Below are 25,014 nucleotides of genomic sequence, written 5' to 3' on the forward strand. Positions count from 1 at the left end.
TATAAGAACTACTGGGCAATATCGTGTTCGTACCGGATGTGCGAACGCATAGAAACCGGTTTTGCTTATTTAAGGGATGCTCATGCTCGCAAGTCGGCACGTGCTGCGCGGGGGCGCCAAATGGCTGCTGCTCGCTGGCGTTTTCAGCTATTCGACCTGGTCGATGGCGTTGGGGTTGGGCGAAATCACTGTTCACTCAGCCCTCAATCAGCCGTTCAAGGCCGACATCGCGCTGGTCGATGTCGGCACGTTGACGCAAAACGATCTCTCGGCCAGCCTGGCTTCGGCGGATGAGTTCGGCCGGGCGGGCGTCGAGCGGGTGTTCTTTCTCAATGACCTCAAGTTCACTCCGATCCTGCGCGGCAGCCGCCAGATGATCCGGGTGACGTCCGGCAAACCGGTCAACGAACCTTTCCTGAATTTTCTCGTGCAGCTCGATCAGCCCAACGGCCGTCTGCTGCGCGAGTACACGGTGCTGATCGACCCGCCGGGTTCGCCGGGCATTGTGCCCGCCACCGACGAGCCGGATCCGCGCCCGCAATCTTCTGAGTTTCCAACCGTCGAACCGGTTACCGCACCGCCCCAGGCTGCCCAAGGCAAACGCCCTGCGACGCCTGTGCCGCCAACGCCGGCGCCGCCTGCCAATGATGCGCAGGCCGAGCAACTGGCCGCCAGCGTGCTGCTCACCCAGCAACTGCAAAAGACCCTCGACGAACAGAACCTCAGGCTGCAAGAGCAGCAAGTGCAAATAGCCGACGGCAAGAAGCAGATTGAAGATTTGCAAACCCGCTTGGCCGAAGTGCAGAAAGCACCGCCACCGCCCGTGGTCGCTCCGGTTCCGGCCGCTGTTTCAGCCCCGGTCGAGGCGGCAGACGATGGCGTGAACTGGCCGCTGCTCGGCGGACTTCTATTGCTGCTGGGCGTGCTGGCTGCGTTGCTCATACGTCGCCGTCAGCAAGGTTCGACCGCAGATGGCACGCCGATGCCGCTATTGCCTGTGAGCGCCGAAGACAACGTTGATGAGCCTGAACTTCAACAATCTGTCGGTGCGCACGCGGCCGCCGATCATCGCGACGAACCCGGTGCCGGCGACGTGCTGGAGGCTGTGGGCATCTATCTGGCCTACGGCCGGCTCAGCGAAGCCGCCGGGCTGCTGCGCGATGCCTTGCACAAGGAGCCTGAACGCACCGATCTCGGTTTGCAGTTGCTGGAGGTTCTTGGGCGCCAGGGTGACAGCGCCGCTTACGAACAGCAGGAAAACCGCCTGCGTGCGCTTGGCGTCGATGAGCGCGAACTGATTGAAACCCGCGCTCGCCATCCCAAACTGGCAGGCGCCGCACCGGCGGCATTTGCAGCAACGCCAATCGCGCCTGAGCTGCCCGTGGCCACGGCAGCGACCGCAGCTGCGCCGCTTGCATCGTCGCCCGGCGCTCTCGAGGATGATTTCGAATTGAATCTGGGCGAGCTGTCGATGGATTCAAATTGGGATCTGAACGACAGCCGCACCGATTCCGCCGCTCCGCCAATCGATGATCCAGAGCTGGGCACTAGCTTGTCAGTGCTGCCTGTCGATTTTGACCTGCCACAGGCTGCATCTGCTGAAGAAGCCGAACTTGAATGGATACCCGAACCCGACGCCCAGCCGCTCGACGATGACTTTCTCAATGAGTTCGGCGATCCCGAGCCGTCGCTGGTGCTGGAACCTTTGGATCTGCAACCACCCGAGTCCACCGACATCGAGTCCGCCGGCAAGCTCGAACAGGCACAAACCTGCATCGACGATGGCGACATCGACAGTGCGATCGCGCTGCTCAATGAATTGCTCAGGGAAGGGGATGAGCCGTTGAAGCAGACGGCAAGGACGTTGTTGGCGGGGATTCGCTGAGCGCCAACGGATTTCGCGTTCATCCGAGACCGCTTTCGCGAGCAGGCTCGCTCCCACAATGGAATGCGCTCTCCCTGTGGGAGCGAGCCTGCTCGCGAAGGCGTCAGATCGGCCAACACCGTCTCAGGTCAGAACGTCTGCCCCAGATTCAGATAAACCGCCTGCTCATCCGCATCATTCAACCCATACGTGAAGTTCAACGGCCCCAGCGGCGTGTCGAAGCCGATAAACACACTCGCGGCGTTGATGTAGCCGCTGTCGAACTCATTGTCATTGTTCCACGCCCGACCGCGCTCCAGCGAGGCGCCGGCGTACAGCGGGAAGTCCAGCGGCAGGTACGAGCGCGGCGTCAGGCGGCGGTAGTACACGGCGCGCATCAGGCTGACATTCTGCCCGGACAGCGCATCCTCACGGAATCCTGACAACTGCCGCGCGCCGCCGAGCAGGAAGCTTGAGGTCACCACATTGGCATCGTCCAGCGTCCGGCCGTAGCGCCCGCCGAGTATCAGCGTATCCGGCCCGTGGCTCATGGCCTTGTCGAAATTCAATTCCCACTGGCGATAGCGATTGTCTGAACCCAGGCCCGGTTCGAACTGGGCAAACGTCAGGCTGACGTCCTTGCCCTCGTGCGGAAAGTAGACGTTGTCCAGCGAGTCGTAGGAATACTTCACGGTATAGAAGCCTTCGTTGAAACTCTCGCTCGGCAGATCCTGATCGCCGATGCGTACGTCAGCTTTGCCCCAGGCCTGGCCGACGCCGAGTCGCACTTCACCGTTGTTGCCGATCTGCCGGCCGAGGTTGAGGCCGAAGCCGTAACGCTCGACGCGATACTGGGCGATCGGATCGTTATCCAGCACCGAGTCAACGTTCTGCGCCTCGAACGACCCGTAGGGCGCGACGAAGTAACGCGAGCCGACGTCCAGCGGCTGATAGAACTCGCTGTACAGCTCCTGCTTGTCGCCGATCTGCGCGCGGGTCAGCCATTCCGCACCGAGGCGGTTGATGCCGTTGACGCGATAACTGGCACCAAGGTTGAAAGCACTGTCGCCGCGCATGTCGTCCGACAGATTCAGGCCGACCCGCAAGTAATCGGTGCCGCTGCGCTTGCCGCTGGCACTGATGACCAAGGTGTGATCCTGGCCTTTGTGCACCACGCGGTAACGCACTTGATCGAAGTAATCGAGGCCGTACAGCGTGCCCATGTCCGAATGCAGGCGGCCCAGGTCCAGCGGCGCTCCGATCGGTTGGCGGATGTAATAGCGAATCACGTCATCGTCGACCTTCGAGTCATTTTCGACGCGGATCGCGGTGATGATCGGCGTGCGCTGGCCCGGCTGACGGGCGGCGTTCAGTTCCGCGTCCTGGGTTTGAGTCGGCTTGAGTTGCGCCAGCCGCGCATCGAGGATCCGCGTGGCGCGGTAACCGGCGTCGATCATCTCCTGAGCCTTGCCGAAATCGGTCACGCCGAACGCGGCCAGCGCAGGCTGGATCAACACGTCATTGGCATGCAGAGTCGCCAGTTGTTCCTCGGAATTGCGCCGGGTCATCAGAGTGATCGACTGATTGAGCACATCGACTACTGTGGTCAGTTGCTTGCGGTTGCGCAGCGGCGTGCCGATATCGACGACGATGGCGATGTCGACGCCCATTTCCCGCGCGACATCCAGCGGGATGTTGTCGGTCATGCCGCCGTCCACCAGCAGGCGCCCATCGAGCTCGACCGGGGCGAACACCGCCGGGATCGACATGCTCGCGCGGATCACTTGCGGCAGGTGGCCTTTGCGAAACACCACTTTTTCACCATTGGCGATGTCGGTGGTCACGGCCCGAAACGGGATCGGCAGTTTGTCGAAGTCGCGGGTGTCGCTGGTGTGCGCCAACAGGCTTTCCAGCAACAGTGCGAGGTTCTGGCCCTGAATTACCCCCAATGGCAGGCCGAGACTGCCGTCGTCGCGGAAGCTGAGTTTCTGCTTCACCAGAAAATCGCGGTCGTCCTGCTTGCGTCGAAATGGCACGTCCTCACGCGGCGGCGCGTCGGACAGCGCCGCTTGCCAGTCGATGCTCAGGGCGAGTTTTTCCAGTTCGTCGATCTTGTAGCCCGAGGCGTACAGGCCGCCGACTACCGCGCCCATGCTGGTGCCAGCAATGGCGTCGATCCTGATGCCTTGTTCTTCCAGCGCCTTGAGCACGCCGATGTGCGCCAGCCCGCGCGCAGCACCGCCGGACAGCACCAGGCCGACTTTCGGTCGTGGCGCTTCACTGGCGTGAACCAGCAGGGGAAGGAAACCAAGCAGCAGGCAAAACAGCAAACGGCGCATTGTGAGTCTCGGGGCAAGCGGTAAAGCCGGCTATTATAGCGGCGCCCTCTGTCTCAGGAGTTTCAGCGATCATGACCGTCGCCAAAGCCGAAGTTGTCATCACTTATTGCACTCAATGCCAGTGGCTGCTGCGCGCGGCGTGGCTGGCCCAGGAACTGCTCAGCACCTTCGCTGACGACCTGGGCAAAGTGTCGTTGGTGCCGGGCACCGGTGGGGTGTTTCACATCACTTGTGCGGGTGTGCAGATCTGGGAGCGCAAGGCCGACGGTGGTTTTCCCGAGGCCAAGGTATTGAAGCAGCGAGTGCGCGATCAGATCGATCCTGACCGCGACCTCGGCCACAACGACCGCACTCAGTGAGAGGCGGCCTCGGCGGCGACGGTTTTCTTGTCGGCATGGCCTGACATCCGCGCCGATACAACGATGGCAACAATGATCAGCGCGCCGCCAATCAACATCTTCGGCGTCGGGTTTTCATTGAACAGCAGCCAGGCGATGGTGATGCCGTAGACCGGTTCCATGGCGAACACCACCGCCGCCGTGCGCGCCTTGATCACCGCCAGACTGGCGACGAACAGGCTGTGGGCGACGCCGGTACAGAACACCCCGAGCAGGGCGATCCACAACCAGTCCAGCGCTTGAACCTGACTCAACTGCGGCGCCGCGACCGGCAACAGACACAAAGCCACGACGACGTTCTGGCACAACGCCGCCTGCACCGCCGGAATGCGCCCGGAGCTGGCGCGGTTGGTCAGCGACAGCAGGGAAAACAGCAGGCCGGACAACACTGCCCATAGCAAGCCGACGGTCGCGCCACTGCCCAGATCGAATGCGGGCGTCACCAGCACCAGACCGATGCTGACCAATACCACCAGGACGATTTCATTGGCACGGATGCGTTCGCGGAAGATCAGTCCTTCGAGAATCACCGTGAACGCCGGGAAACTGGCAAAGCCCAAGGTGGCGATGGCCACCCCGGCGATCTTCACCGATACGAAAAAACTCACCCAGTGCCCAGCCAGTAACACGCCGCTGAGGGCGAGGCGCCGCCAGTCCACGGCTTGAAGTTTCTGCCAACCATGCTGGCTGAAGAAACGGGCGAAAAATGCCAGTGCGAGCACGGCGAAAGCCGCACGTCCAAATACGATCACAGCAGGGGATGCGGCAGCGAGTTTGCCGAACACACCGGTCAGGCCAAACATCAAAGCGCCGATATGCAGAGCGCCGAGGGCGGTACGCGGAGTCATTGCATTCCTTTTTTCAGGTTCAACTTCATGGGGCCATTGAACCGCGTCTCGGCCTACAAGTCTGTCGGCAGGCTATCGTCTTTTGTCGTAGGAATCGCGCCGGAGATGTCCGGGCGACGAGCCGAACTCACGTAGGACTGCGGCCGAGAACGCACTTTGCGAGCTGTAACCGACGCGACTGGCTACTTCACCAATCGGTAATGCAGTGTCGCGCAGCAGTTGCACCGCGAGATGCAGGCGTCGACTGCGGATGTAATCCATCGGCGTCTGTCCGCATTCGGCCATGAACCGAGCGTGCAGGCGCGCACTGGACAACCCGGCCACGCGCGCCAGGTCGGCCACTTGCAGCGGATAGCCGGCGTATTGCTCGATGTGCGCATCCAGCGCGGCGTAGGGCAAGCGACGCGCGCGGAGTTCGGCAGGTTGCGCGTGATTGAGACTGGCCAGCAGCAACACTGCGCCTTGCTGCGCGATCAACGGATCGCTGACCGGACTGTTCGCCAGCCAGCTGACCAATTGACTCTGCCCCGAGTCCAGCGACAGCCGCCCCGGATGATCGAGCAAGCGCCGACTGGCCTCGGCATGCGCGCCCAGCGACTCCTGCACCCATTGCCCTTCAGGGATGTCGAGCACCAGGCAGCTGCTGCCTTGGGGACTGTCGCAGGCATGATGAGCGCCGGACGGAACCACCACAACACTCTGCTGACGCACTTGGCTGCCACAGCCCTCGACCTCGAAATCCAGCGCACCGGACAGCCCGAACACCAACTGCGGGTGCTCGTGGCTGTGCACAATCAAGTCGTGGGTGTACTGACGCAGGGTGAGGATCGGTCGCATGGCAGGTTGTCTCCGAAGTGGCCCTCAGTCTACACCGCCGTACGCCGGATGCGCTGTCACACGACTGACTCACGCTTGTCACGGTCGATTAACCCGGCGCGCGCAAGCTGGCGAAAACATCGCAGAGGGTTGCCCATGACCAGCGCCGAGCTCGCCCGACCCAGTCGCAAACAACGGGTGCGAACCCTGTGGATCTCCGATGTGCACCTGGGCACCCGGGATTGCCAGGCCGAGCACTTGTCGCAATTTCTCAAGGGCTACCACGCCGACAAGGTCTATCTGGTCGGTGACATCATCGACGGCTGGAAACTGCGCAGCGGCATGTACTGGCCGCAAGCCCACACCAACGTCATCCGCCGCCTGCTGACCATGAGCAAGCGCGGCACCGAGGTGATCTATGTCACCGGCAACCATGACGAATTCCTGCGGCGCTATTCGAAACTGATTCTGGGCAATATCCAGTTGGTCGACGAAGTGGTGCATGTCACCGCCGATGGCCGGCATTTGCTGGTGATTCACGGCGATCAGTTCGACGTGATCACCCGCTATCACCGCTGGCTGGCGTTTCTCGGCGACTCCGCCTACGAATTCACCCTGACCCTCAACCGCTGGCTCAATCACTGGCGCGCCCGCTATGGCTACGGTTACTGGTCGCTGTCGGCGTACCTGAAACACAAGGTCAAGACCGCCGTCAGTTTCATCAGCGACTTTGAAGAAGCCATCGCCCACGAGTGCGTGAAGCGCGAACTGCATGGCGTGGTTTGCGGGCATATACACCATGCCGAGATTCGTAAGGTGGGGGAGGTGGACTACCTCAATTGTGGCGACTGGGTCGAATCGTGCACCGCGTTGATCGAGCATTGGGACGGCACGATCGAGTTGTATCGACTGGCGGATGCGCAGGCGCGAGAGGCGGAGTTGAAAGCTGCCAAAGTTGCCGAGATCGCCTGAGCCAAAGATCACCCTGTGGGAGCGAGCCTGCTCGCGAAGGCGTAGTGTCAGACAAAGCTTATGTGCCTGATACAGCGCTTTCGCGAGCAGGCTCGCTCCCACATGTGTTCTCAGGCCGGGCTGTGTTCTTGCATCGCAGCCTGGTAGATCGAGTTCTTCGGCTGCGCAAACAGCCTTTCCATCATCGGCTCGAAGAAACTCAGCGGCAGCGTGTCATACGCCGGATCAAACGCCGCCGCGTCGTATTTGGCGCAGAATTCGGCCGTGGCCTGGAACTGCGGATGGTCCTTGAACTGCTCGCGCAAATGCCGATCCATGCCCAGATGATGAAAGAAGTAATAGCCCTGAAAGATGCCGTGCTTCTCCACCATCCACAGATTTTCCGCACTCACGAACGGCTTGAGAATCGCTGCGGCGATGTCCGGATGGTTGTACGAACCGAGGGTGTCGCCAATGTCGTGCAACAGTGCGCAGACCACGTATTCCTCGTCACGCCCGTCGCGAAAGGCGCGGGTCGCAGTTTGCAACGAGTGGGTCAGGCGATCCACCGGGAAACCGCCGAAGTCGCCCTCAAGCAGCTTCAGATGCGCGAGGATCCGCGACGGCAGTTGTCTGGCATAGGCACTGAAGTCGGCGGCGATGATCGCCCAGTCTTCCTCGGTGCCATCCTTCATATGGGTGAAGCGAGCATGGGCATTCATGGGTGGACCCTCATTCAGAACGCCACGCGACCGAGAATCATGTCGCGGTACATGACGAAATCGCCGAGCAGGCTGTACAACGGATGCTGAAACGTCGCCGGGCGGTTTTTTTCAAAAAAGAAGTGGCCGATCCAGGCAAAGCTGTAACCGGCCAGAGGCAGGGCCAGCAACAGCAGCCAGGCGCTTTTGGCGATGCTGAGCGCGAGAATGAAGATGACCAGAGACGTGCCGATGAAATGCAGACGACGGCAGGTGCTGTTGCTGTGCTCGGCGAGGTAATAGGGGTAGAACTCGGCGAAGCTGTTGAACCGCTTGATGTTTTCCACGACCGCGCTCTCTGTGGTGATTGTCCTGGCGACAAGTTGTTCGGCGGGGAGCTTATTTGAGTCTAGAGTGATCATTGGCGTGGGCCAGTGACAATCGGCGCCACTTTAGTATCCTTCGCAAATAGGGCGGTTATCTGCAGCCCGTCATGTAAAAGAATAACAACCATGAGCGAACGAACGACTTCTGCAAGCTGGGCGATGGGGATTGTCAAAGCACTGGAGATGGACGGCCTGGATTGCCGGGTTCTGTTCAGGCAACTGGGGCTGGATTTCAGCGCCCTTGAAGATCCGGATGCACGCTTCCCGCAAGACTCCATGACCCGGCTCTGGCAGCGCGCGGTCGAGGTGTCCGGCAACCCGGCGATCGGCCTGAACATGGGCAAAGTGGTGCGCCCGGCCTCGTTTCATGTCGCCGGCTACGCGCTGATGTCGAGCAATACCCTGGCTGAAGGCTTCCAGCGTCTGGTGCGCTATCAACGCATCATTGCCGAAAGCGCCGACTTGAGCTTTCGCTTGCTCGATGAAGGTTACGCGCTGATTCTCACCGTGCACGGCGATCATCTGCCGCCGACCCGGCAGAGTGCCGAAGCGTCACTGGCCTGTGCACTGGCGCTGTGCGGCTGGCTGACCGGGCGCCCGCTGCACCCGGTCAAAGTGTTGGTTCAGGGCAATCAGCCGACAAACCTGCAACCTTATAAAGAAGCCTTTCACGCACCGCTGGTGTTCAACGCGCCTTACGATGCGTTGATCTTCGAACGTGCCGATATGGAGGCGCCGCTGCCGACAGCCAACGAAGCCATGGCGCTGTTGCATGACCGTTTTGCCGGGGAATATCTGGCGCGGTTTTCCGAGAGTCGCGTGACGCACCGGGCACGCCAGGTGCTGTGTCGTTTGCTGCCCCAGGGCGAGCCCAAGCGCGACACCGTGGCGCAGACGCTGCACCTGTCGCAGCGCACTTTGCAGCGGCGCTTGCAGGAGGAGGGCACCAGTTTTCAGCAGTTGCTCGACGACACCCGCCGTGAACTGGCCGAACAATATCTGGCGCAACCGAGCATGACCTTGCTGGAAATCGCCTACCTGTTGGGCTTTGCCGACCCGAGCAACTTCTTCCGCGCTTTTCGCCGCTGGTTCGACACCACGCCCGGCGAGTACCGCTTGCGCCTGACGCGGGTGCCGGACGCGGTCAATGACGCCAGAAGGCCGGAATACACAGCACAAACACCGTAATGATCTCCAGTCGGCCGAGCAGCATGCCGAACGACAGAATCCATTTCGCCGCATCCGGCAGGGTCGCGAAGTTGCCGGCCGGGCCGATGGTTTCGCCCAGACCCGGGCCGACGCCGGACACGGTGCTGGCGGCGCCGGTCAGTGCGGTCATCCAGTCGACTCCGAGCAGCGACAGCAGCAGCGCGATCACGCAGATGGTGATGGCGAAGAAGAACGAGAAAGTCAGGATCGAACGGACGATCTCTTCGTCGAGGCGGTGACCGTTGTACTTCTGCTTGATCACCGCGCGCGGGTGGATCAGCTGATTGAGGTTGGCCTTGAGCAGGATGTAGGCGACCTGAAAACGGAAAATCTTGATCCCGCCCGCCGTCGAACCTGAGCAGCCGCCGACAAAACCCAGATAGAAAAACAGCATCAGCGAGAAGTTGCCCCACAGGCTGTAGTCACCTAGGGCAAAACCGGTGGTGGTGACTACCGAGGTCACGTTCAGCGCCACATGCCGCAGCGCTTCCAGCCAATGCAGCTTGGTGGTCCACCAATACCAGGTGCCGAGCACCAGCCAGGTCACCAGCAACATCGCCAGCAAACCCTGCACCTGTTGATCCCTGATCAACGCACGGCGGTTGCCGCGCAGCGTCGCCACGTAGAGGGTGAACGGCAGGCTGCCGAGGATCATGATGACAATCGCCACCCAATGAACTGCCGGTTGCGTCCACTTGGCCAGCGACTGGTCAGAGGTCGAGAAACCACCGGTGGAAATCGCCGACATCGCATGATTGATCGCATCGAACGGGCTCATCCCCGCCCACCAGAACGCCAGGCTGCCGAGAATGGTGATACCGACGTAGGCCGCCACAATCAACCGCGCCACCATGTGCGAGCGCGGCATGACCTTTTCCGAGCGGTCCGAGGATTCGGTCTGGAACAGGCGCATGCCACCGATGCGCAGCAGCGGCAGAATCGCCACCGCCATGCCGATAAAGCCGATGCCGCCGATCCAGTGCAGCAGCGACCGCCACATCAGAATCCCCGGCGACATGTTGTCCAGGCCGTTGAGCACCGTGGAACCGGTGGCGGTGATGCCGGACATGCTTTCGAAGAACGAGTCGGTGTAGCTGATGTGCTGGGTCAGCAGAAACGGCAGCGCGGCGAAAATGCACACTACCAGCCAGCTGCTGACCGTCAGCAGGTACATGTCGCGCGGGCGCAGGTGAATGTGTTCCGGTCTGCCGGGGATCACCAGAGCGAGGCCGGCGATAAAGGTGATCATGCTCGCCCAGAGGAACGACGGCAGGTCGCTGGTGCGCTCGAAAATCACCAGCGTGGCCATCGGCACGACCATGGCCACAGCCAGCGTGATCAGGAAGATGCCGATGATAAAACCAATGATCCGTAAGGTCGGCAACGCCATGAAATCCGCTCGGGCTGATTGAACAAGGGCGCCATTCTACCTGCGGGGCAAGGCATGTAAACCGGCAGGCGCTGCGCAGTTGCAGCTAGAATAGCTGCACATTTTTCAAAGGAGGTGGCCGATGCAGGCTCTCGACGCGTTGCTCAACCGTGTTTCCGTTCCCCGCCTGGTCGAACCGGCCCCTACTGCCGAGCAGCGCGAAGCCCTGTTCGGCGCGGCCTTGCGTGCCCCGGATCACGGGCATTTGCAGCCTTACCGCTTTTTGACCGTCGAAGGCGCGGCGCGTGAGCAAATGGGCGAGTTGCTGGCCGAGGCGGCCCGCCAGCAGGGCGGCGAAGTCACCGACGCGATGATCGACAAGGCGCGCAACGGCCCACTGCGCGCGCCGCTGGTGGTTGTGGTCATCGCGAAATTGCAGGAACACGTGAAATACCCGAAGGCCGAGCAACTGCTCACGGCCGGCTGTGCGGCCCACGGGATTTTGCTCGCGGCGTATGCGCAGGGGATTGGCGCGGTGTGGCGCACCGGGGATCTGGCGTACTCCAAGCATGTGGCCGAAGGCCTGGGGCTGGTGGAAGGCGAGGAGGTGATCGCGTTCCTCTATCTCGGCACGCCGCAGAAAGAGCCGCGCGTGGCGGAGAAGGTTGATCTGGCTGAGTTCGTCAGCGCCTGGCCAGGTAAGGTCTGAAGATCAAAAGCCCCTCACCCTAACCCTCTCCCAGAGGGAGAGGGGACTGATTGGGGGATGCTTTGGAATTACACCGACCTGAGCGTCCTTCGCTGAATCCAGCGTCGGGATACCGGACGTCTGGTTTCTGCGAATCCATAAGGTCGATGCACAACGGCAGACAACTCACCCCAACCCTCTCCCTCCGGGAGAGGGTTGGGGTGAGGGGCTTTTTCAGGGCTGGACCACGACTCCCGGTACCAGCGGCAATTCCAGACTCGCCACAAAGCCGCCCTGCGGATGATTGGCCAGCGTCAGCGTGCCGCCATGCCGTTCTGCCGCGCGTTTGGCGATCGCCAGCCCCAGGCCATGCCCGGCAGCGGTCTGCCCCGGCGCCCGGTAGAACGGCTCGCCCAACTGACTCAGATGTTCGGTCTGCACCCCCGGCCCGTGGTCGCGCACGCTGATGACAATCCGCTCTCCCTGCCGCGCAGCCTGCAATTCGATTGGCTGATCGCTCGGGTTGAAGCGCTGGGCGTTGCGCAGCAGATTATCCACGGCGCGCTCGATCATCGTCGGCCAGCCTTTGAGATTCAGTTGTGACTCAGCTTGCAGGCGTACGGTCTGCTCGGGAGAGCCCAACTGCGCATCCTTTTGCAGTGTGGCGAGCAACGCATTCAGGTCGACTTCTTCAGCGCTGGCATTGTCGGCATCGACTCGCGCCAGCACCAGAATTTCACTGATCAACGCCTCCAGCCGATCGCATTCGCGGGTCAGGCGTGGCCACAGTTTTTCGCGCTCTTCAGGGTTGGCGCGCTCGGCCAAAGCCAACGCGATGCGCAGGCGCGCCAGTGGTGAGCGCAGTTCATGGGAGACATCGCGCAGCAACTGGCGCTGACTGCCGATCAGGCTTTGCAGGCGCGCGCCCATCCGGTTGAAATCGGTGGCCAGCACGCCGAATTCGTCGCGGCGGTTGGCGAGTTTCGCCAGACTGTTCTGCTGATAAGTCGTCTGCCCCAGATCATGCACCGCGCCGCGCAAGCGACTGAGCGGGCGGGTGATGGAGAAAGTCACGAGCAAACTGAACAGGGTCAGCACCACCAGCGCAATACCCAGCGCACTCAGTGGCCAGAGCAGACTTTCGCGGTGCCAGGCGTCGAGTTCCGGGTGCGGGATGCGGTAGATGAACAGGTAGGTGTCACCGGTTTTTTCGCTGGTGATTTCGTCGGTCAGGCGCCGCCACGGCAGGCGGCGATCGTCGTTGTTCTGCCGCGCCTCGAATGCTGCGGCGCGGCGCGGGAAGGTGCCACGCACCACCGGATCGCCGGTTTCGTTGAGCACCTGAACGTCGATGTGATACTGGCGTTTACGTTGTTCGAGGATGTCCTGGGCGGCTTCTTCGCCTTGGGTTTCGTAAGTCTGCGTCCATTCCGCCGCCAGCGTGTTGAGGCCGGGATGGCGGCTGAGAATCCATGCGTCCTGATTGAGCATGTGCCCGAGCAGAATCGACAGCCCGGCTACCAGAGCGATGGCCAGCCAGAAGCTCGCAAGAATCCGCCAGAACAGTGAACGCACAGAAAATCCTCAAAAAACACACCGTTCAAATGTGGGAGCGAGCCTGCTCGCGAAGGCGTAGTGTCAGTCAATCCATCGCTGGCTGATACACCGCCTTCGCGAGCAGGCTCGCTCCCACATTCGATTTGAATGGAACAGGCCCGACGAGGTAAGTCGTCGGGCCCAGGGTCAAGCCATTATTGCGCCTTTGGTGCCTGCTGCGCTTTCCAGGCCTTGAACTCGGCCCATTCGGCGCGGCGTTCGGCGCGTTTCTTCTGGATTTCGTCGAACTGCTTCTGTTGCTCGGGTTTGAGCAGTGCGCGGACATCGGACTCGGCTTTCTTGTGGTTGGCCGCGATCTCGTCCTTCATGGCTTTCTGGTCGGCCGGCGAGAGTTTTTCCAGGTACTTGTCGACCACCTGCTTACGCTCGTGCATCTGCTCGCCCATGATCTTGCGAATCTGCTCGCGTTGTTCGCGGGTCAGGTCGAGCTGGCTGTACGGACCTTTGCCGTGCATGCCGCCGTGCATCTGACCGCCGTGGCGCGGGCCATCCAGCGGACCACCCAGCGGACCGCCATCCTGCGGCATGGCCATGGCCACGGTTGGCAGAGCGGCAGCGAACATCAGAGCGATAAGAGTCTTGCGCATGGTGTATCTCCTTGTCTCGTTCCCGGTACGTTCCGGATGAGTGCAGATTACGCAGATCAAGGTCAACGGCGGTCAGCGCAGCGTAAAGCTTCGGTAAAGACGTTTCGTGCCCGGCCTTACACATATCCAGTGCAGGAGGTGCTGAAGGCTGCGATCTGATCGTTCCCACGCTCTGCGTAGGAATGCAGCCGAGGACGCTCTGCGTCCTGCAGCCTGAAGATCGCCGCCTTGGGCAGCTCGTACACGGAACAAGATGGTTTTACAGGCTGTAGTAGTAACCACGGCTACGCAGCGCGACGATGCGTGGGCGGCCGTCGGGGTGGGGGCCGATTTTTTTGCGCAGGTTGCTGACGTGCATGTCGAGGCTGCGGTCGTACAGGGTCAGCTTGCGGCCGAGGGCCAGTTGCGCCAGTTCCTGTTTGTCCAGCGGCTCGCCCGGCTGTTTGAGCAGGGCTTCGAGCAGGCGGCTTTCGGAGACGGTCAGGGTCAGTTCTTTTTCGTCGATGCTGACCACGCCGCGCACCGGGCTGAAACTCAGGTCGCCCAGCTCGAGCTGCGTCGAAACGGCTGCCGGGTGGCTGCGGCGCAACACGGCACGCAGGCGCGCGGTCAGTTCGCGGGGGTCGCAGGGTTTGGCCAGGTAATCGTCGGCGCCCAGTTCGAGGCCGAGGATGCGGTCCAGCGGTTCGCCACGCGCTGATAGCATCAGCACCGGGAGGTCGGCGTGGTCGTTGCGCAATTGCTTGAGCAGTTCCAGACCGCTGCCGTCGGGCAGCATCACGTCCAGCACTACCGCCGCCGGGGCGGTTTCGGCCAACGCCTTGCGGGCGCTCTGGCCGTCGTGGCAGGCGCGCACCTGGAAGCCTTCCTGGCTCAACCAGCTACTCAGGAGTTCGCACAACTCCTGGTCATCATCAATCAATAACAGCTCGCTCATGACTCACTCAATTTAGCCATTGCCGACGTTTTCGGCTTGCACCGCTGGCAAAGATACCGCAGAGCAGCGCCAATAGCGCTACCCCGGCGCCAGTGACGAACCACTGCTGTTGATCGGTCAGCAAACGCGGCAGCGGGCTGGCCTGGGCTTCCTTGAGTTGCAGCTTCAGACGCTGGTTCTCCTGGCGCAGCCGGGCGAGCTGGGCGCTTTCGCGAGTGTTGTCGGCATTTTGCAGTTGTTTGTTCAGTTCTTCGCGCTGCTGTTCACTGGCCTTGAGCCGCTGCTGCAGCTCGGTGATCTGGCTGCCGGCGCTCAATGACAATGGCGTGGAGCTGCCGCCTTCGGTGGTTTCCTCACCATGGGCGGGGGCCATGATCGACAACGTGAGCAACATCAGACACAACGGACCCTTGCGCATCGCGACACCTGTTTCCAAATGGATATTGGGCAGGTTGTCGGCAGGCAAACGAGAATAATGAGCGATTGAGAGCGCGATGAACCGAGAAGGTTCATCGCGTGGCAGGACTTAAGGCAGGACTTGCTTGAACGGCTTGACGATCACATTGGCGTAAACGCCAGCGGCGATGTACGGGTCGGCATCGGCCCAGGCCTGAGCGGCGCTGAGGGAGTCGAACTCGGCGACGATCAGGCTGCCGGTGAACCCCGCTGCGCCCGGATCATTGCTGTCGACCGCCGGGTGCGGGCCGGCCAGCACGATGCGGCCTTCGCCCTTGAGCGCTTGCAGGCGTTCCAGATGCGCCGGGCGCGCGGACAGGCGAGCTTCGAGCGAGTTGGCAACGTCGGTGGCAATGATGGCGTAGAGCATGTCAGTCCTCGGTTTTTGGCGTTGTGGTATCGGTGTCATGCAGATGGCGCGACAGGTAAACGCCCTGTGCGACCAGGAACAGCACGGTCATGCCCAGGCTGCCGAACACCTTGAAGTCGACCCAGATGCTCTGAAAGGTGAAAGCGACGAACAGGTTGGCGGCGCCGCAGAACAGGAAGAACGCGATCCAGGCGATGTTCAGGCGGGTCCAGACCGGGTCGGGCAGGGTCAGCGCGTGACCCATGATGCGTTTGATCAGCAGGCGATCGCCGATGAAGTGGCTACCGATGAACGCCGCAGCGAACAGCCAGTTGACCACCGGCGCTTTCCATTTCAGGAAGGTTTCGCTGTGGAAGGCCAGCGTCAGGCTGCCGAATACCAGACAGGCGATCAGCGTCAGCCACTGGCTCTTTTCCAGCTTGCGCTGCTTGATGAACAGCGCGCCGTACACCACCAGGGAGCTGATGATCAGCATCGCCGTGGCGCTGTAGATACCGCCTACGGTCACTTGCTGGCCGGCAATGTCGACGACCCGTGGATCAAGTTTGTAGACGATGAAGAACAGCAGAAGCGGGATGAAATCGATGAATTGTTTCACAGTGAGAGCCAGAAGCTGGATGTGGCGGCATAATAACAAACATATGGGCGCGCGATAGCGCCAGCTGATTTGAGGTTACAACTCCCCGTGAATGTTGATTTGCACTGCCACAGCACGGCCTCCGACGGCGCCCTGGCGCCTGCGGTTCTGGTTGCGCGAGCGTTCGAAAACGGCGTGCGAGTCCTGGCGTTGACCGACCACGACACTCTTGAGGGGCTCGCCGAGGCGCGTACTGCCGCCACCGAGTTGGGCATGCAACTGGTCAATGGCGTCGAATTGTCCTGCACCTGGGGCGGGGCGACCATTCACGTATTGGGCTACGGTTTCGACGTCAACGCTGCGCCGTTGGTCGAAGCGATCGCCAAATTGCACGATGGCCGCTGGCTGCGGTCCGAAGAAATAAGCCGCAAGCTCGCACTCAAGGGGATGCCCGGTGCCCTCGACGGCGCCCGGCAGATCCAGCAGGAACTGGGCGACAGCGGCAATGCGCCGGCCCGGCCGCATTTCGCTGACTGGATGGTGCGTGAAGGTTATGTAAAGGATCGCGCCGAGGCGTTCCGCAAATGGCTCGGCGCCGGCAAACTCGGCGACGTCAAACTGCACTGGCCGACGCTGGAAGACACTGTCGGCACCCTGCGCGCCGCCGGTGCCTGGGTCAGCCTGGCGCATCCCTGGCACTACGATTTCACCCGTAGCAAGCGCCGAAAGCTGATTGCCGACTATATTCAAGCAGGCGGGCATGCTATCGAGGTGGTCAATGGCCATCAGCCCGCAGAACAGGTGGGCAGCCTGGCGATCCTTGCCCGTGAGTTCGGTCTGCTGGTCAGCGCCGGCAGTGACTTCCATGGCCCTGGCGGCTGGTCCGAGATCGGCCAGTACCGGCCGGTTCCCGAGGACCTTCCACCCCTGTGGTGTCGGTTCAAACATGACACAGATATTGCCGCCGTCTGAACAGGTAGAGAATGTGAGTCAATTTTTCCAGATACATCCGGAAAACCCGCAAGCGCGCCTGATCAAACAGGCGGTCGAGATCATCCGCAAAGGCGGGGTGGTGATTTATCCCACGGACTCGTCCTACGCCATTGGTTGCCAGATCGGCGACAAGACCGCCATCGAGCGTGTGCGACGCCTGCGTCAGCTCGATGAAAAGCACAACTTCGCGCTGATCTGCAGCGACCTGTCGCAACTGGGCAATTACGCCAAGATCGACACCGGCACCTTCCGCATTCTCAAGGCGCACCTGCCGGGGCCTTACACCTTTATTCTCAACGCCACCCGCGAAGTGCCGCGCCTGTTGCTGCATCCGAAAAAACGCACCATCGGTCTGCGCGTGCCGAGCCATCCGATCGCGCTGGCGCTGCTGGCCGAACTCGGCGAGCCGCTGATGAGCGTGACGCTGATCATGCCCGGCGATGAAGACCCGCTCAGCGATCCTTACGAAATGCGCCAGTTGCTTGAGCATCAGGTCGATCTGATCATCGACGGCGGTTTTGGCGGTATCAAGGCCTCGACGGTGATTGACCTGACTGGCGACGACCCGGAAGTGGTCCGCGTCGGTTGCGGCGATCCGACGCCGTTCATGGTCGAGGCCTGAATGTCCGCAGTGGAAACCGTGGTCGATCCCCAGGCCAGCGCTCAGCAGGAACTGCCGTTCGCGATGGTCTATGGCCAAGCGGTCATGGAAATGCCGCTGGACCTGTACATCCCGCCGGATGCGCTGGAAGTTTTTCTTGAAGCCTTCGAAGGCCCGCTCGACCTGCTGCTGTATCTGATCCGCAAACAGAACATCAACATCCTCGACATCCCGGTGGCGGAAATCACCCGCCAGTACATGGGCTATGTCGAGTTGATGCAATCGGTGCGCTTGGAACTGGCTGCCGAATATCTGGTGATGGCGGCGATGCTCGCCGAGATCAAGTCGCGCATGCTTCTGCCGCGCGCTGAAACCGTCGAAGATGAAGAAGACGACCCGCGTGCTGAACTGATCCGCCGCTTGCAGGAATACGAGCGCTTCAAGGCTGCTGCCGAAGGTATCGATGGGCTGAGTCGGGTGGGCCGCGATGTGATCGTGCCCAAGCTCGACGCCCCGGAAGCGCGGGCGCGCAAGCTGTTGCCCGACGTCGCGCTGGAAGAGATTCTGATGTGCATGGCCGAGGTGCTGCGCCGTGGCGACATGTTCGAAAGCCACCAGGTCAGTCGCGAAGCGCTGTCCACCCGCGAACGCATGAGCGATGTGCTGGAACGGCTCAAGGGCGGCGGCTTCGTGCCGTTTGTCGAGCTGTTCACCGCTGAAGAAGGCCGCCTGGGTGTGGTGGTGACCTTCATGGCGATCCTTGAACTGGTCAAGGAATCCTTGGTCGAGCTGGTGCAGAATGAGCCGTTCGCCGCGATCCACGTGCGAGCCCGAGCCGAATAACGAGTCCCTGTATGAACCTGACTGAACCCCGCGAGCTGGCGTCCCTGCTTGAAGCCTTTCTGTTGGCCTCGGGAAAGCCGCAATCCCTTGAGCGCCTGTATGAACTGTTTGAAGAAGGCGAGCGGCCGGAGCCGGCGGTCTTCAAGAAAGCCCTGACCCTGCTCGGCAAGTCCTGCGAGGGCCGCGCCTTTGAACTCAAGGAAGTCTCGTCGGGCTATCGTTTGCAGATCCGCGAGAAGTTTTCACCGTGGGTCGGCCGTCTCTGGGAAGAGCGCCCGCAGCGCTATTCCCGTGCGTTGCTGGAGACCATCGCGCTGATCGCCTATCGCCAGCCGATCACCCGTGGCGAGATCGAAGACGTGCGTGGCGTGGCGGTCAACAGCAACATCGTCAAGACCTTGCTCGAGCGTGAGTGGATCCGCGTCGTCGGCTATCGCGACGTGCCGGGCAAACCGGCTATGTTCGCCACGACCAAGGCGTTTCTCGACCACTTCAACCTGAAAAACCTTGAAGATCTGCCGCCGCTGGCCGAGCTGCGCGAGATGGAAGCCGAACCGGTGCTCGACTTCGACGACGCGCCGGTGCCGCAGAGTCTGCAGGAACTGGCCGACGCCAGCGCCGAGCCGGAGGAGGAGAAGGAAGAAACCAGTTTCCATTCCCTGCTGCTGGAGCTGGACAGCATGGAAGAGGGCATCAAAACCGATTTCGACGATTTGCTGCGCGATGCGGTGGATGGCGAAGCGCCGGTGTCTGAGCCTGAGATCATCGCGCCGGTTGTTGAAGCTGAAGTTGAACTTGAAGCGGCGCCTGACGCCGAACCGGAAGAAGACATTCTCGGTGTCGCCGAGGCCCGCGAGAAGCTCCTGGCCGCTGTCGCCGCCCTCGAACAGCCTGAACCGGAACTCAGCGAAGAAGAAGCCGAAGCCCGCGCACTGGCCGAGGCGATCGAAGCCGAACGGCGCGAGTTCGACGATTGATCCGGATCCTTGTGGGAGCGGGCTTGCCCGCGATAGCGGTGGGTCAGATCCAATGATGTTGACTGACACTCCGCTATCGCGGGCAAGCCCGCTCCCACAGGGTGAAATGTCGTTCTGGAGATTGCGATGAGCTCAACCAAAGACCCCTGCATCAGCCTCTGCAAATTCTCCGACGACATCTGCCTGGGTTGCGGTCGCAGCAAGCGCGAGATCAAGGCCTGGAAGAAGCTCGACAAGGACGACAAACGCACGGTGCTGGCCGAAGCCGCGCTGCGCCTGATCAAACTCGGTGGTGCCGGTCGGCGGAAAAAGAAATAACCGGCAATCGATCAGCTAGTCTCTGATGCGCGATGGCGCACATCCGCGTATGATTCGCGACCCTTCGCCGATCCCTTCGGCCTGGACCCAGTTTTCAATACTTCAGGCGCCGCCTGAACAGACCACACCGGGAGGTGCCCAGATGAGTGACATCAATCAGAAAGACGACCAGGAAATCGGCCCAGCAGGCGAAAAGCTGCAGAAGGTCCTCGCCCGTATCGGCGTCGGCTCGCGCCGTGACGTGGAATCCTGGATCAGCCAGGGCCGGATCAAGGTCAATGGCAAAGACGCCACCCTCGGCCTGCGCGTCGACATGCACGACGCTATCACCATCGATGGCAAAGTGATCAAGCGCGAAGAGGCCGCCGAATCGGTGCGCCGCGTGATCATGTACAACAAGCCCGACGGCGAAATCTGCACCCGTGATGACCCGGAAGGCCGTCCGACCGTGTTCGACAAGCTGCCGCGTCCGAAAGAAGGCCGCTGGATCAACATCGGCCGTCTCGACATCAACACCACCGGTCTGCTGATGTTCACCACTGACGGTGAGCTGGCCAACCGTCTGATGCACCCGTCCTACGAGATGGACCGCGAGTACGCCGTGCGTGTACGCGGTGAAGTCGACGACGAGATGATCGAACGCCTGAAGGCCGGCGTGGTGCTGGAAGACGGTCCGGCGCGTTTCACCGACATTCAACAGGCGCCGGGCGGTGAGGGTTTCAACCACTGGTACCACTGCGTGGTCATGGAAGGGCGCAACCGTGAAGTGCGTCGTCTGTGGGAATCGCAGGGTCTGGTGGTCAGCCGTCTGAAGCGCGTGCGTTTCGGTCCGGTGTTCCTCAACTCCGACCTGCCGATGGGCCGCTGGCGCGAAATGAGCCAGTACGAAGTCGACGTCCTCAGCGCCGAAGTCGGCCTGACGCCGGTGGCAATGCCGCAGCTGAACGCCAAGAGCAAGGACAAGCTCGAACGCATGCAGCGCAAATCGTCGCGGCCGATGGCCAAGACCGAGCGCGTGCGTACTCTGCGTCCGGCCGCTGGCGCACCGACCGCGCCGCGCCCGAGCCGTGAGCCGCAGATCGAAGGCGAGCGCCCAGGTCGCAAGCCGGTTGCCCGTGATGGCGAGCGCGCACCGCGTCCGGCCAATGGCCGTACTGAGCGTGGCGAACGCGGCGCTCCTGCCGGTCGCGGTACGCCAGTGGCGGATCGTCCAGCCGACACCACCAACAAGCGCCCGGCCAAACCGGCGCCGAAGCGTCCGGGGATCAAACTGGTCGACGGCGACAAGCCCTCGGGCAAGCGTCGCGGCGCACCGGCTGGTTCCGGTCAGCGCCCGGGTTTCGGTCGCAAAAAGCCGGAATAAGGCAGCTGTGAGTTACTAGCTGCAAGCTGCAAGTTGAAGCAAAAACGCCAACCTTAGGGTTGGCGTTTTTTTTCGTCTGGCGAAACTCATGTAGCGTCTGATTGGGCCTCTTCGCGAGCAGGCTCGCTCCCACATTGGAGTTGCGTCGAACATAAATCCCTGTGGGAGCGAGCCTGCTCGCGAAGGCGTCAGTCGCCTAAAACACAAATCGGCCATCGAAAACCGGCTTGTCATCCAGCGCCAACACCCCGCCAGAAAAGATCAGGTCCAGGTGATGACTGCCCTTGGCGCCACCGCCCAATCCGAGATGCAACCCACAATGCCGCTCCTCAAACCCGGCATTGCGCGCATACAGATCCTTCACGCCTTCGTTTGTGCCAATCCCCAACTCCTCAATCCGCCGGTTCGACGGGTTGGCATCCAGGTACTTGTTGAAGTCATGCTCAAGCCCCGGCACGTCGGTGGCGATGCGGCTGATGGTCGAGTTCTCGATCCACAGCTCCAGCGGTGATTCCAGCACGCCGTACTTGCGCGCGAACGGGATGGTGCTGAGGAAGGTGCCCTTGAACTTCACGTGGCCATTGATGGCTTCGCTATGGGTGGCGATTTCGCCGGGGGCGAGGTCGAAGTTGCCGACGCCATTGATGTCGGTCCACTTCTTGATGCTGCTCATCGGCGTTTCGAACCATGAGCCGTGGTCATCCTTGAAACTCAGCGTGGTCGCTTGGGACATGCGCTGGATCAGGTGACTGTTGAGCCCGGCGATGCGTTGCGGGGTGATGCTGAAGGTGTCGTAGAAATAGTCGCCGTAATCCTTGAACAGCAGCGACTTCTTCCAGTTTTCCGCCATCACCGCTTGCAGTGCGCGGACGAACTCCGGGCCGTCTGGGCGCGGGTTGGGCAGGGTGGAAGAGTCGTAGAAGAAAATGTACAGATCGCTGTCGGCAATTGCCTCGGACAGCGCTGTGGTGCTTTCCAGGTCCAGACGCCGGGCGCTGAACTCAAAGCGCGGATGCTCGCCGGCCTGTTCGGCAATGGCGCCGGTCAGGGCTTCGTAATCGGCGGTGTGGCCCAGCATGACCTTCGCCGAGTCGAGGCCGGCGAGGGCAGGGTGATGTTCGAGGTAGTAAAGGAAATGCGAGATGGCGCGGGGCTTGTCCATGAATCCTCCCTGACTGACCGGGGAATGAAGCGGCAGGCACGACCGGCCGGACCGTGCCTGCCCGGGATGTCTTACAGAGGCCACATCGCCGTGCCGAACGGAACCACCGCGTCGGCTTGCATCATTTCCACAGCGGCCTCATGGGTTGGCGCTTCAAACCATTCGTCCAGTTGCAGTTCGGTATCCAAGTCTTTTTCCAGTGCTTGCATGGTCGATCTCCTAGAGAATTTCACGGTTTATGACTGACCGGTCGACGTGGCCGGTGAGACGTGAAAAACCTAGTTGAGGCTTTTTCGTAATGCAAAATTTTATCCATTTAATTTTTAAATAGACTTTTTGTTCTGTTTTTCAGGATCGGTTTTCTTATTTGAAAACAAAAAACTAGGCAGGCGAAATTGATAGCCAGCTAGCTACCGTCAATATGCAGACGTCCTTCGGAAATTTCTGATTCGGAAAATATTCGTTACGCATTGTAAACAAAACGTGACGAAAAGACCCCGCCGGAGCGGTGATTTCCCGCTTCCGCATTGGTTGTAAGGAAAAGCTTCCGTAAGCCGGGAGAACAGCTGCCGCGCAAGGCTCTGGCGCGCTTGTTTCCAGTGTTCAGGCAGGGTGTGATGCGCCCCATGCCTGTCGTGCAGGCGAATAACAAGAAGGAGGCGCAATGAACGCCGCGACTGATTTCCACTTCTCCCCGTGGGACGGTTTTTTCCTCGTCCCCGTCGATGGCCTGCAAAGGCCTGACTCATATTTTGCAGCCGCTCGGCACTGTCGAGGCGGACACGTGCAATCCCGGCAACCGACACGCTGATCAGGCGGGTCTGGCAGCAGGGGGTTAGCGGTGTACAATGCGCCGCGTTTTAACTGTGACCCTCTGCGTAATCGCAAAAATCTCGAGGCTATCCGCCTTGTTCACTCCGCCGCGCCACAAGCGTGCCGGGTTCGATTTCGTCACAGATAAAAACAAACAGGTGACGCATGACCGTTGTAAATGAGCTGAACTCCTGGTGCCTGCGCTGGGGTTTGATCGGGGCTGCCTGAAATCGCAACCTTGCAGCAACGTCTACTGAACATCATCAAACCTTGCGTGAGACCTTTTTCATGAGTGGACAACCCTCGCAAACAGGCGAGCTTAAACGCGGCCTGAAAAATCGCCATATTCAACTGATCGCCCTCGGTGGCGCGATCGGTACCGGATTGTTCCTCGGTTCTGCCGGGGTACTGAAATCCGCCGGCCCGTCGATGATCCTCGGCTACGCCATTTGCGGCTTCATCGCCTTCATGATCATGCGCCAGCTCGGCGAAATGATCGTCGAAGAGCCGGTGGCCGGTTCCTTCAGCCACTTCGCCCACAAATACTGGGGCGGTTTCGCCGGTTTCCTCTCGGGCTGGAACTGCTGGATTCTGTACATTCTGGTGGGCATGTCCGAGCTGACAGCGGTCGGCAAGTACATCCATTACTGGGCGCCGGACATCCCGACCTGGGTCTCCGCTGCTGCATTCTTCGTGCTGATCAACGCGATCAACCTGGCCAACGTCAAAGTCTTCGGTGAAGCCGAATTCTGGTTTGCGATCATCAAGGTCGTGGCCATCGTCGGCATGATCGCCCTGGGCAGCTACCTGCTGGTCAGCGGCCATGGCGGCCCGCAAGCCTCGGTCTCCAACCTGTGGTCCCACGGCGGTTTCTTCCCCAATGGGGTGAGCGGTCTGGTGATGGCCATGGCGATCATCATGTTCTCCTTCGGCGGTCTGGAAATGCTCGGTTTCACCGCCGCTGAAGCCGACAAGCCGAAAACCGTGATTCCGAAAGCGATCAACCAGGTGATCTACCGCATCCTGATTTTCTACATCGGCGCGCTGGTGATCCTGCTGTCGCTGACTCCTTGGGACAGCCTGCTGGAAACGCTCAACGCCTCGGGCGATTCCTACAGCGGCAGCCCGTTCGTACAAGTGTTCTCGATGCTCGGCAGCAACACCGCCGCGCACATCCTCAACTTCGTCGTGCTGACCGCCGCGCTGTCGGTATACAACAGCGGCACCTACTGCAACAGCCGCATGCTGCTGGGCATGGCCGAGCAGGGCGATGCGCCGAAAGGTCTGGCGAAGATCGACAAGCGCGGCGTGCCGGTGCGTTCGATTCTGGCTTCGGCGGCAGTGACGCTGGTTGCCGTGTTGCTCAACTACCTGATTCCGCAGCACGCGCTGGAACTGCTGATGTCGCTGGTGGTTGCGACGCTGGTGATCAACTGGGCGATGATCAGCTACTCGCACTTCAAGTTCCGCCAGCACATGAACCAGACCAGACAGACGCCGCTGTTCAAGGCGCTGTGGTACCCGTACGGCAACTTCGTCTGCCTGGCGTTCGTGGTGTTCATCCTCGGCGTGATGCTGCTGATCCCGGGGATTCAGATCTCGGTGTACGCGATTCCGGTGTGGGTGGTGTTCATGTGGGTTTGCTACCTGATCAAGAACAAGCGCAGTGCCCAGCAGGCGCTGCCAGTGATCGCCAAGTAACCGCTCAAGCAGAAACAGCAAACCCGGCCAAGTGCCGGGTTTGTTGTTTTGAAATGGAAAAATCTGGCATCACACCGAACCCTGGTGGAGCGAGCCTGCTCGCGAAAGCGGTCCATCAGAAACATCTGCA

26 protein-coding genes are annotated in these 25,014 nt (G+C 61.0%); 12 read left to right on the forward strand and 14 right to left on the reverse strand.

Annotated elements, in window-relative coordinates; translation table 11 throughout:
- Window positions 1–82 precede the first annotated feature (82 nt).
- Window positions 83–1,885, forward strand: a complete 1,803-nt coding sequence (locus AB9L16_RS06635; RefSeq protein WP_252868982.1) for a FimV/HubP family polar landmark protein — start codon at window positions 83–85, stop codon at window positions 1,883–1,885.
- A 128-nt stretch (window positions 1,886–2,013) separates the two neighbouring features.
- On the opposite strand, the gene AB9L16_RS06640 is transcribed toward AB9L16_RS06635, so the two are convergent.
- Window positions 2,014–4,203, reverse strand: coding sequence for a patatin-like phospholipase family protein (locus AB9L16_RS06640; RefSeq protein WP_310214889.1), 2,190 nt, complete (start codon window positions 4,201–4,203; stop codon window positions 2,014–2,016).
- A gap of 71 nt (window positions 4,204–4,274) precedes the next feature.
- Between AB9L16_RS06640 and AB9L16_RS06645 the strand changes: the two genes are divergently transcribed.
- Entirely contained in the window at window positions 4,275–4,562 is a 288-nt protein-coding gene (locus tag AB9L16_RS06645; protein WP_016771139.1) for a SelT/SelW/SelH family protein, read from the forward strand.
- Here AB9L16_RS06645 and AB9L16_RS06650 read toward each other — a convergent pair.
- Window positions 4,556–5,449 carry a DMT family transporter gene (locus tag AB9L16_RS06650; protein ID WP_375123268.1) on the reverse strand — a complete coding sequence of 298 codons (894 nt, stop codon included), beginning with the start codon at window positions 5,447–5,449 and terminating at the stop codon, window positions 4,556–4,558. The genes AB9L16_RS06645 and AB9L16_RS06650 overlap by 7 nt on opposite strands.
- Window positions 5,450–5,521: 72 nt before the next feature.
- Window positions 5,522–6,286 carry an AraC family transcriptional regulator gene (locus AB9L16_RS06655; protein ID WP_305382426.1) on the reverse strand — a complete coding sequence of 255 codons (765 nt, stop codon included), beginning with the start codon at window positions 6,284–6,286 and terminating at the stop codon, window positions 5,522–5,524.
- A 135-nt stretch (window positions 6,287–6,421) separates the two neighbouring features.
- On the opposite strand from AB9L16_RS06655, the gene AB9L16_RS06660 reads away from it, so the two are divergent.
- On the forward strand, window positions 6,422–7,237 hold the full coding sequence (locus AB9L16_RS06660) for a UDP-2,3-diacylglucosamine diphosphatase (protein ID WP_263218106.1): 816 nt from the start codon (window positions 6,422–6,424) through the stop codon (window positions 7,235–7,237).
- Between the two features lie 110 nt (window positions 7,238–7,347).
- On the opposite strand, the gene AB9L16_RS06665 is transcribed toward AB9L16_RS06660, so the two are convergent.
- Window positions 7,348–7,938, reverse strand: a complete 591-nt coding sequence (locus AB9L16_RS06665; RefSeq protein WP_375123269.1) for an HD domain-containing protein — start codon at window positions 7,936–7,938, stop codon at window positions 7,348–7,350.
- A 14-nt stretch (window positions 7,939–7,952) separates the two neighbouring features.
- The gene (locus AB9L16_RS06670) at window positions 7,953–8,264 is read right to left on the reverse strand and encodes an Mpo1-like protein (RefSeq protein ID WP_375123270.1); all 312 of its coding nucleotides are present in this window, start codon (window positions 8,262–8,264) and stop codon (window positions 7,953–7,955) included.
- 165 nt (window positions 8,265–8,429) lie between these two features.
- Here AB9L16_RS06670 and AB9L16_RS06675 point away from each other — a divergent pair, with 165 nt between their 5' ends.
- On the forward strand, window positions 8,430–9,491 hold the full coding sequence (locus AB9L16_RS06675; protein WP_315434967.1) for an AraC family transcriptional regulator: 1,062 nt from the start codon (window positions 8,430–8,432) through the stop codon (window positions 9,489–9,491).
- On the opposite strand, the gene AB9L16_RS06680 is transcribed toward AB9L16_RS06675, so the two are convergent.
- A complete protein-coding gene (locus AB9L16_RS06680) occupies window positions 9,448–10,902 on the reverse strand; it encodes a TrkH family potassium uptake protein (RefSeq protein WP_150636617.1) in 1,455 nt (484 codons plus the stop codon). The two genes, AB9L16_RS06675 and AB9L16_RS06680, sit on opposite strands and share 44 nt — an antisense overlap.
- A gap of 121 nt (window positions 10,903–11,023) precedes the next feature.
- Here AB9L16_RS06680 and AB9L16_RS06685 point away from each other — a divergent pair, with 121 nt between their 5' ends.
- On the forward strand, window positions 11,024–11,590 hold the full coding sequence (locus tag AB9L16_RS06685; protein WP_056783730.1) for a nitroreductase family protein: 567 nt from the start codon (window positions 11,024–11,026) through the stop codon (window positions 11,588–11,590).
- Between the two features lie 213 nt (window positions 11,591–11,803).
- Here the strand turns inward: AB9L16_RS06685 and AB9L16_RS06690 are convergent, their stop codons facing one another.
- The 6 genes from AB9L16_RS06690 to AB9L16_RS06715 all read right to left on the reverse strand — a co-directional run bounded on the left by AB9L16_RS06690 (window position 11,804) and on the right by AB9L16_RS06715 (window position 16,134).
- Entirely contained in the window at window positions 11,804–13,144 is a 1,341-nt protein-coding gene (locus AB9L16_RS06690) for a HAMP domain-containing sensor histidine kinase (RefSeq protein ID WP_315434968.1), read from the reverse strand.
- Window positions 13,145–13,320: 176 nt separating this feature from the next.
- On the reverse strand, window positions 13,321–13,773 hold the full coding sequence (locus AB9L16_RS06695) for a Spy/CpxP family protein refolding chaperone (protein WP_310214903.1): 453 nt from the start codon (window positions 13,771–13,773) through the stop codon (window positions 13,321–13,323).
- A gap of 259 nt (window positions 13,774–14,032) precedes the next feature.
- Window positions 14,033–14,710 carry a response regulator transcription factor gene (locus AB9L16_RS06700; RefSeq protein ID WP_016771129.1) on the reverse strand — a complete coding sequence of 226 codons (678 nt, stop codon included), beginning with the start codon at window positions 14,708–14,710 and terminating at the stop codon, window positions 14,033–14,035.
- Window positions 14,711–14,717: 7 nt separating this feature from the next.
- A complete protein-coding gene (locus AB9L16_RS06705) occupies window positions 14,718–15,128 on the reverse strand; it encodes a translation initiation factor 2 (RefSeq protein ID WP_039761083.1) in 411 nt (136 codons plus the stop codon).
- Window positions 15,129–15,236: 108 nt separating this feature from the next.
- Window positions 15,237–15,536, reverse strand: coding sequence for a YciI family protein (locus AB9L16_RS06710; protein WP_016771127.1), 300 nt, complete (start codon window positions 15,534–15,536; stop codon window positions 15,237–15,239).
- A gap of 1 nt (window position 15,537) precedes the next feature.
- Complete coding sequence (locus tag AB9L16_RS06715) at window positions 15,538–16,134, reverse strand: septation protein A (protein ID WP_024012071.1); 597 nt, start codon at window positions 16,132–16,134, stop codon at window positions 15,538–15,540.
- 87 nt (window positions 16,135–16,221) lie between these two features.
- On the opposite strand from AB9L16_RS06715, the gene AB9L16_RS06720 reads away from it, so the two are divergent.
- The 6 genes from AB9L16_RS06720 (at window position 16,222) to rluB (ending at window position 21,208) form a co-directional block, all read left to right on the forward strand.
- On the forward strand, window positions 16,222–17,085 hold the full coding sequence (locus AB9L16_RS06720; protein ID WP_039761090.1) for a PHP domain-containing protein: 864 nt from the start codon (window positions 16,222–16,224) through the stop codon (window positions 17,083–17,085).
- 13 nt (window positions 17,086–17,098) lie between these two features.
- Complete coding sequence (locus AB9L16_RS06725; RefSeq protein WP_016771124.1) at window positions 17,099–17,728, forward strand: L-threonylcarbamoyladenylate synthase; 630 nt, start codon at window positions 17,099–17,101, stop codon at window positions 17,726–17,728.
- A gap of 123 nt (window positions 17,729–17,851) precedes the next feature.
- Complete coding sequence (locus tag AB9L16_RS06730; RefSeq protein ID WP_172828192.1) at window positions 17,852–18,550, forward strand: ScpA family protein; 699 nt, start codon at window positions 17,852–17,854, stop codon at window positions 18,548–18,550.
- A gap of 11 nt (window positions 18,551–18,561) precedes the next feature.
- Complete coding sequence (gene scpB, locus AB9L16_RS06735) at window positions 18,562–19,527, forward strand: SMC-Scp complex subunit ScpB (protein WP_252879630.1); 966 nt, start codon at window positions 18,562–18,564, stop codon at window positions 19,525–19,527.
- A gap of 126 nt (window positions 19,528–19,653) precedes the next feature.
- Window positions 19,654–19,845, forward strand: coding sequence for a DUF1289 domain-containing protein (locus tag AB9L16_RS06740; protein ID WP_016771121.1), 192 nt, complete (start codon window positions 19,654–19,656; stop codon window positions 19,843–19,845).
- 142 nt (window positions 19,846–19,987) lie between these two features.
- Window positions 19,988–21,208 (forward strand): 23S rRNA pseudouridine(2605) synthase RluB, encoded by a 1,221-nt coding sequence (rluB, locus tag AB9L16_RS06745; RefSeq protein WP_041478987.1) that lies wholly within the window; start codon window positions 19,988–19,990, stop codon window positions 21,206–21,208.
- 196 nt (window positions 21,209–21,404) lie between these two features.
- Here rluB and AB9L16_RS06750 read toward each other — a convergent pair whose 3' ends face one another.
- Entirely contained in the window at window positions 21,405–22,370 is a 966-nt protein-coding gene (locus tag AB9L16_RS06750; protein ID WP_252885551.1) for a leucyl aminopeptidase, read from the reverse strand.
- A gap of 71 nt (window positions 22,371–22,441) precedes the next feature.
- Complete coding sequence (locus tag AB9L16_RS06755; RefSeq protein ID WP_003222780.1) at window positions 22,442–22,579, reverse strand: hypothetical protein; 138 nt, start codon at window positions 22,577–22,579, stop codon at window positions 22,442–22,444.
- Between the two features lie 892 nt (window positions 22,580–23,471).
- Here AB9L16_RS06755 and AB9L16_RS06760 point away from each other — a divergent pair.
- Window positions 23,472–24,884, forward strand: a complete 1,413-nt coding sequence (locus AB9L16_RS06760; protein ID WP_375123271.1) for an amino acid permease — start codon at window positions 23,472–23,474, stop codon at window positions 24,882–24,884.
- Window positions 24,885–25,014 lie beyond the last annotated feature (130 nt).

Origin of the sequence: Pseudomonas sp. LW8 (genome assembly GCF_041956865.1) — a bacterium.
GTDB lineage: Bacteria > Pseudomonadota > Gammaproteobacteria > Pseudomonadales > Pseudomonadaceae > Aquipseudomonas > Aquipseudomonas siliginis.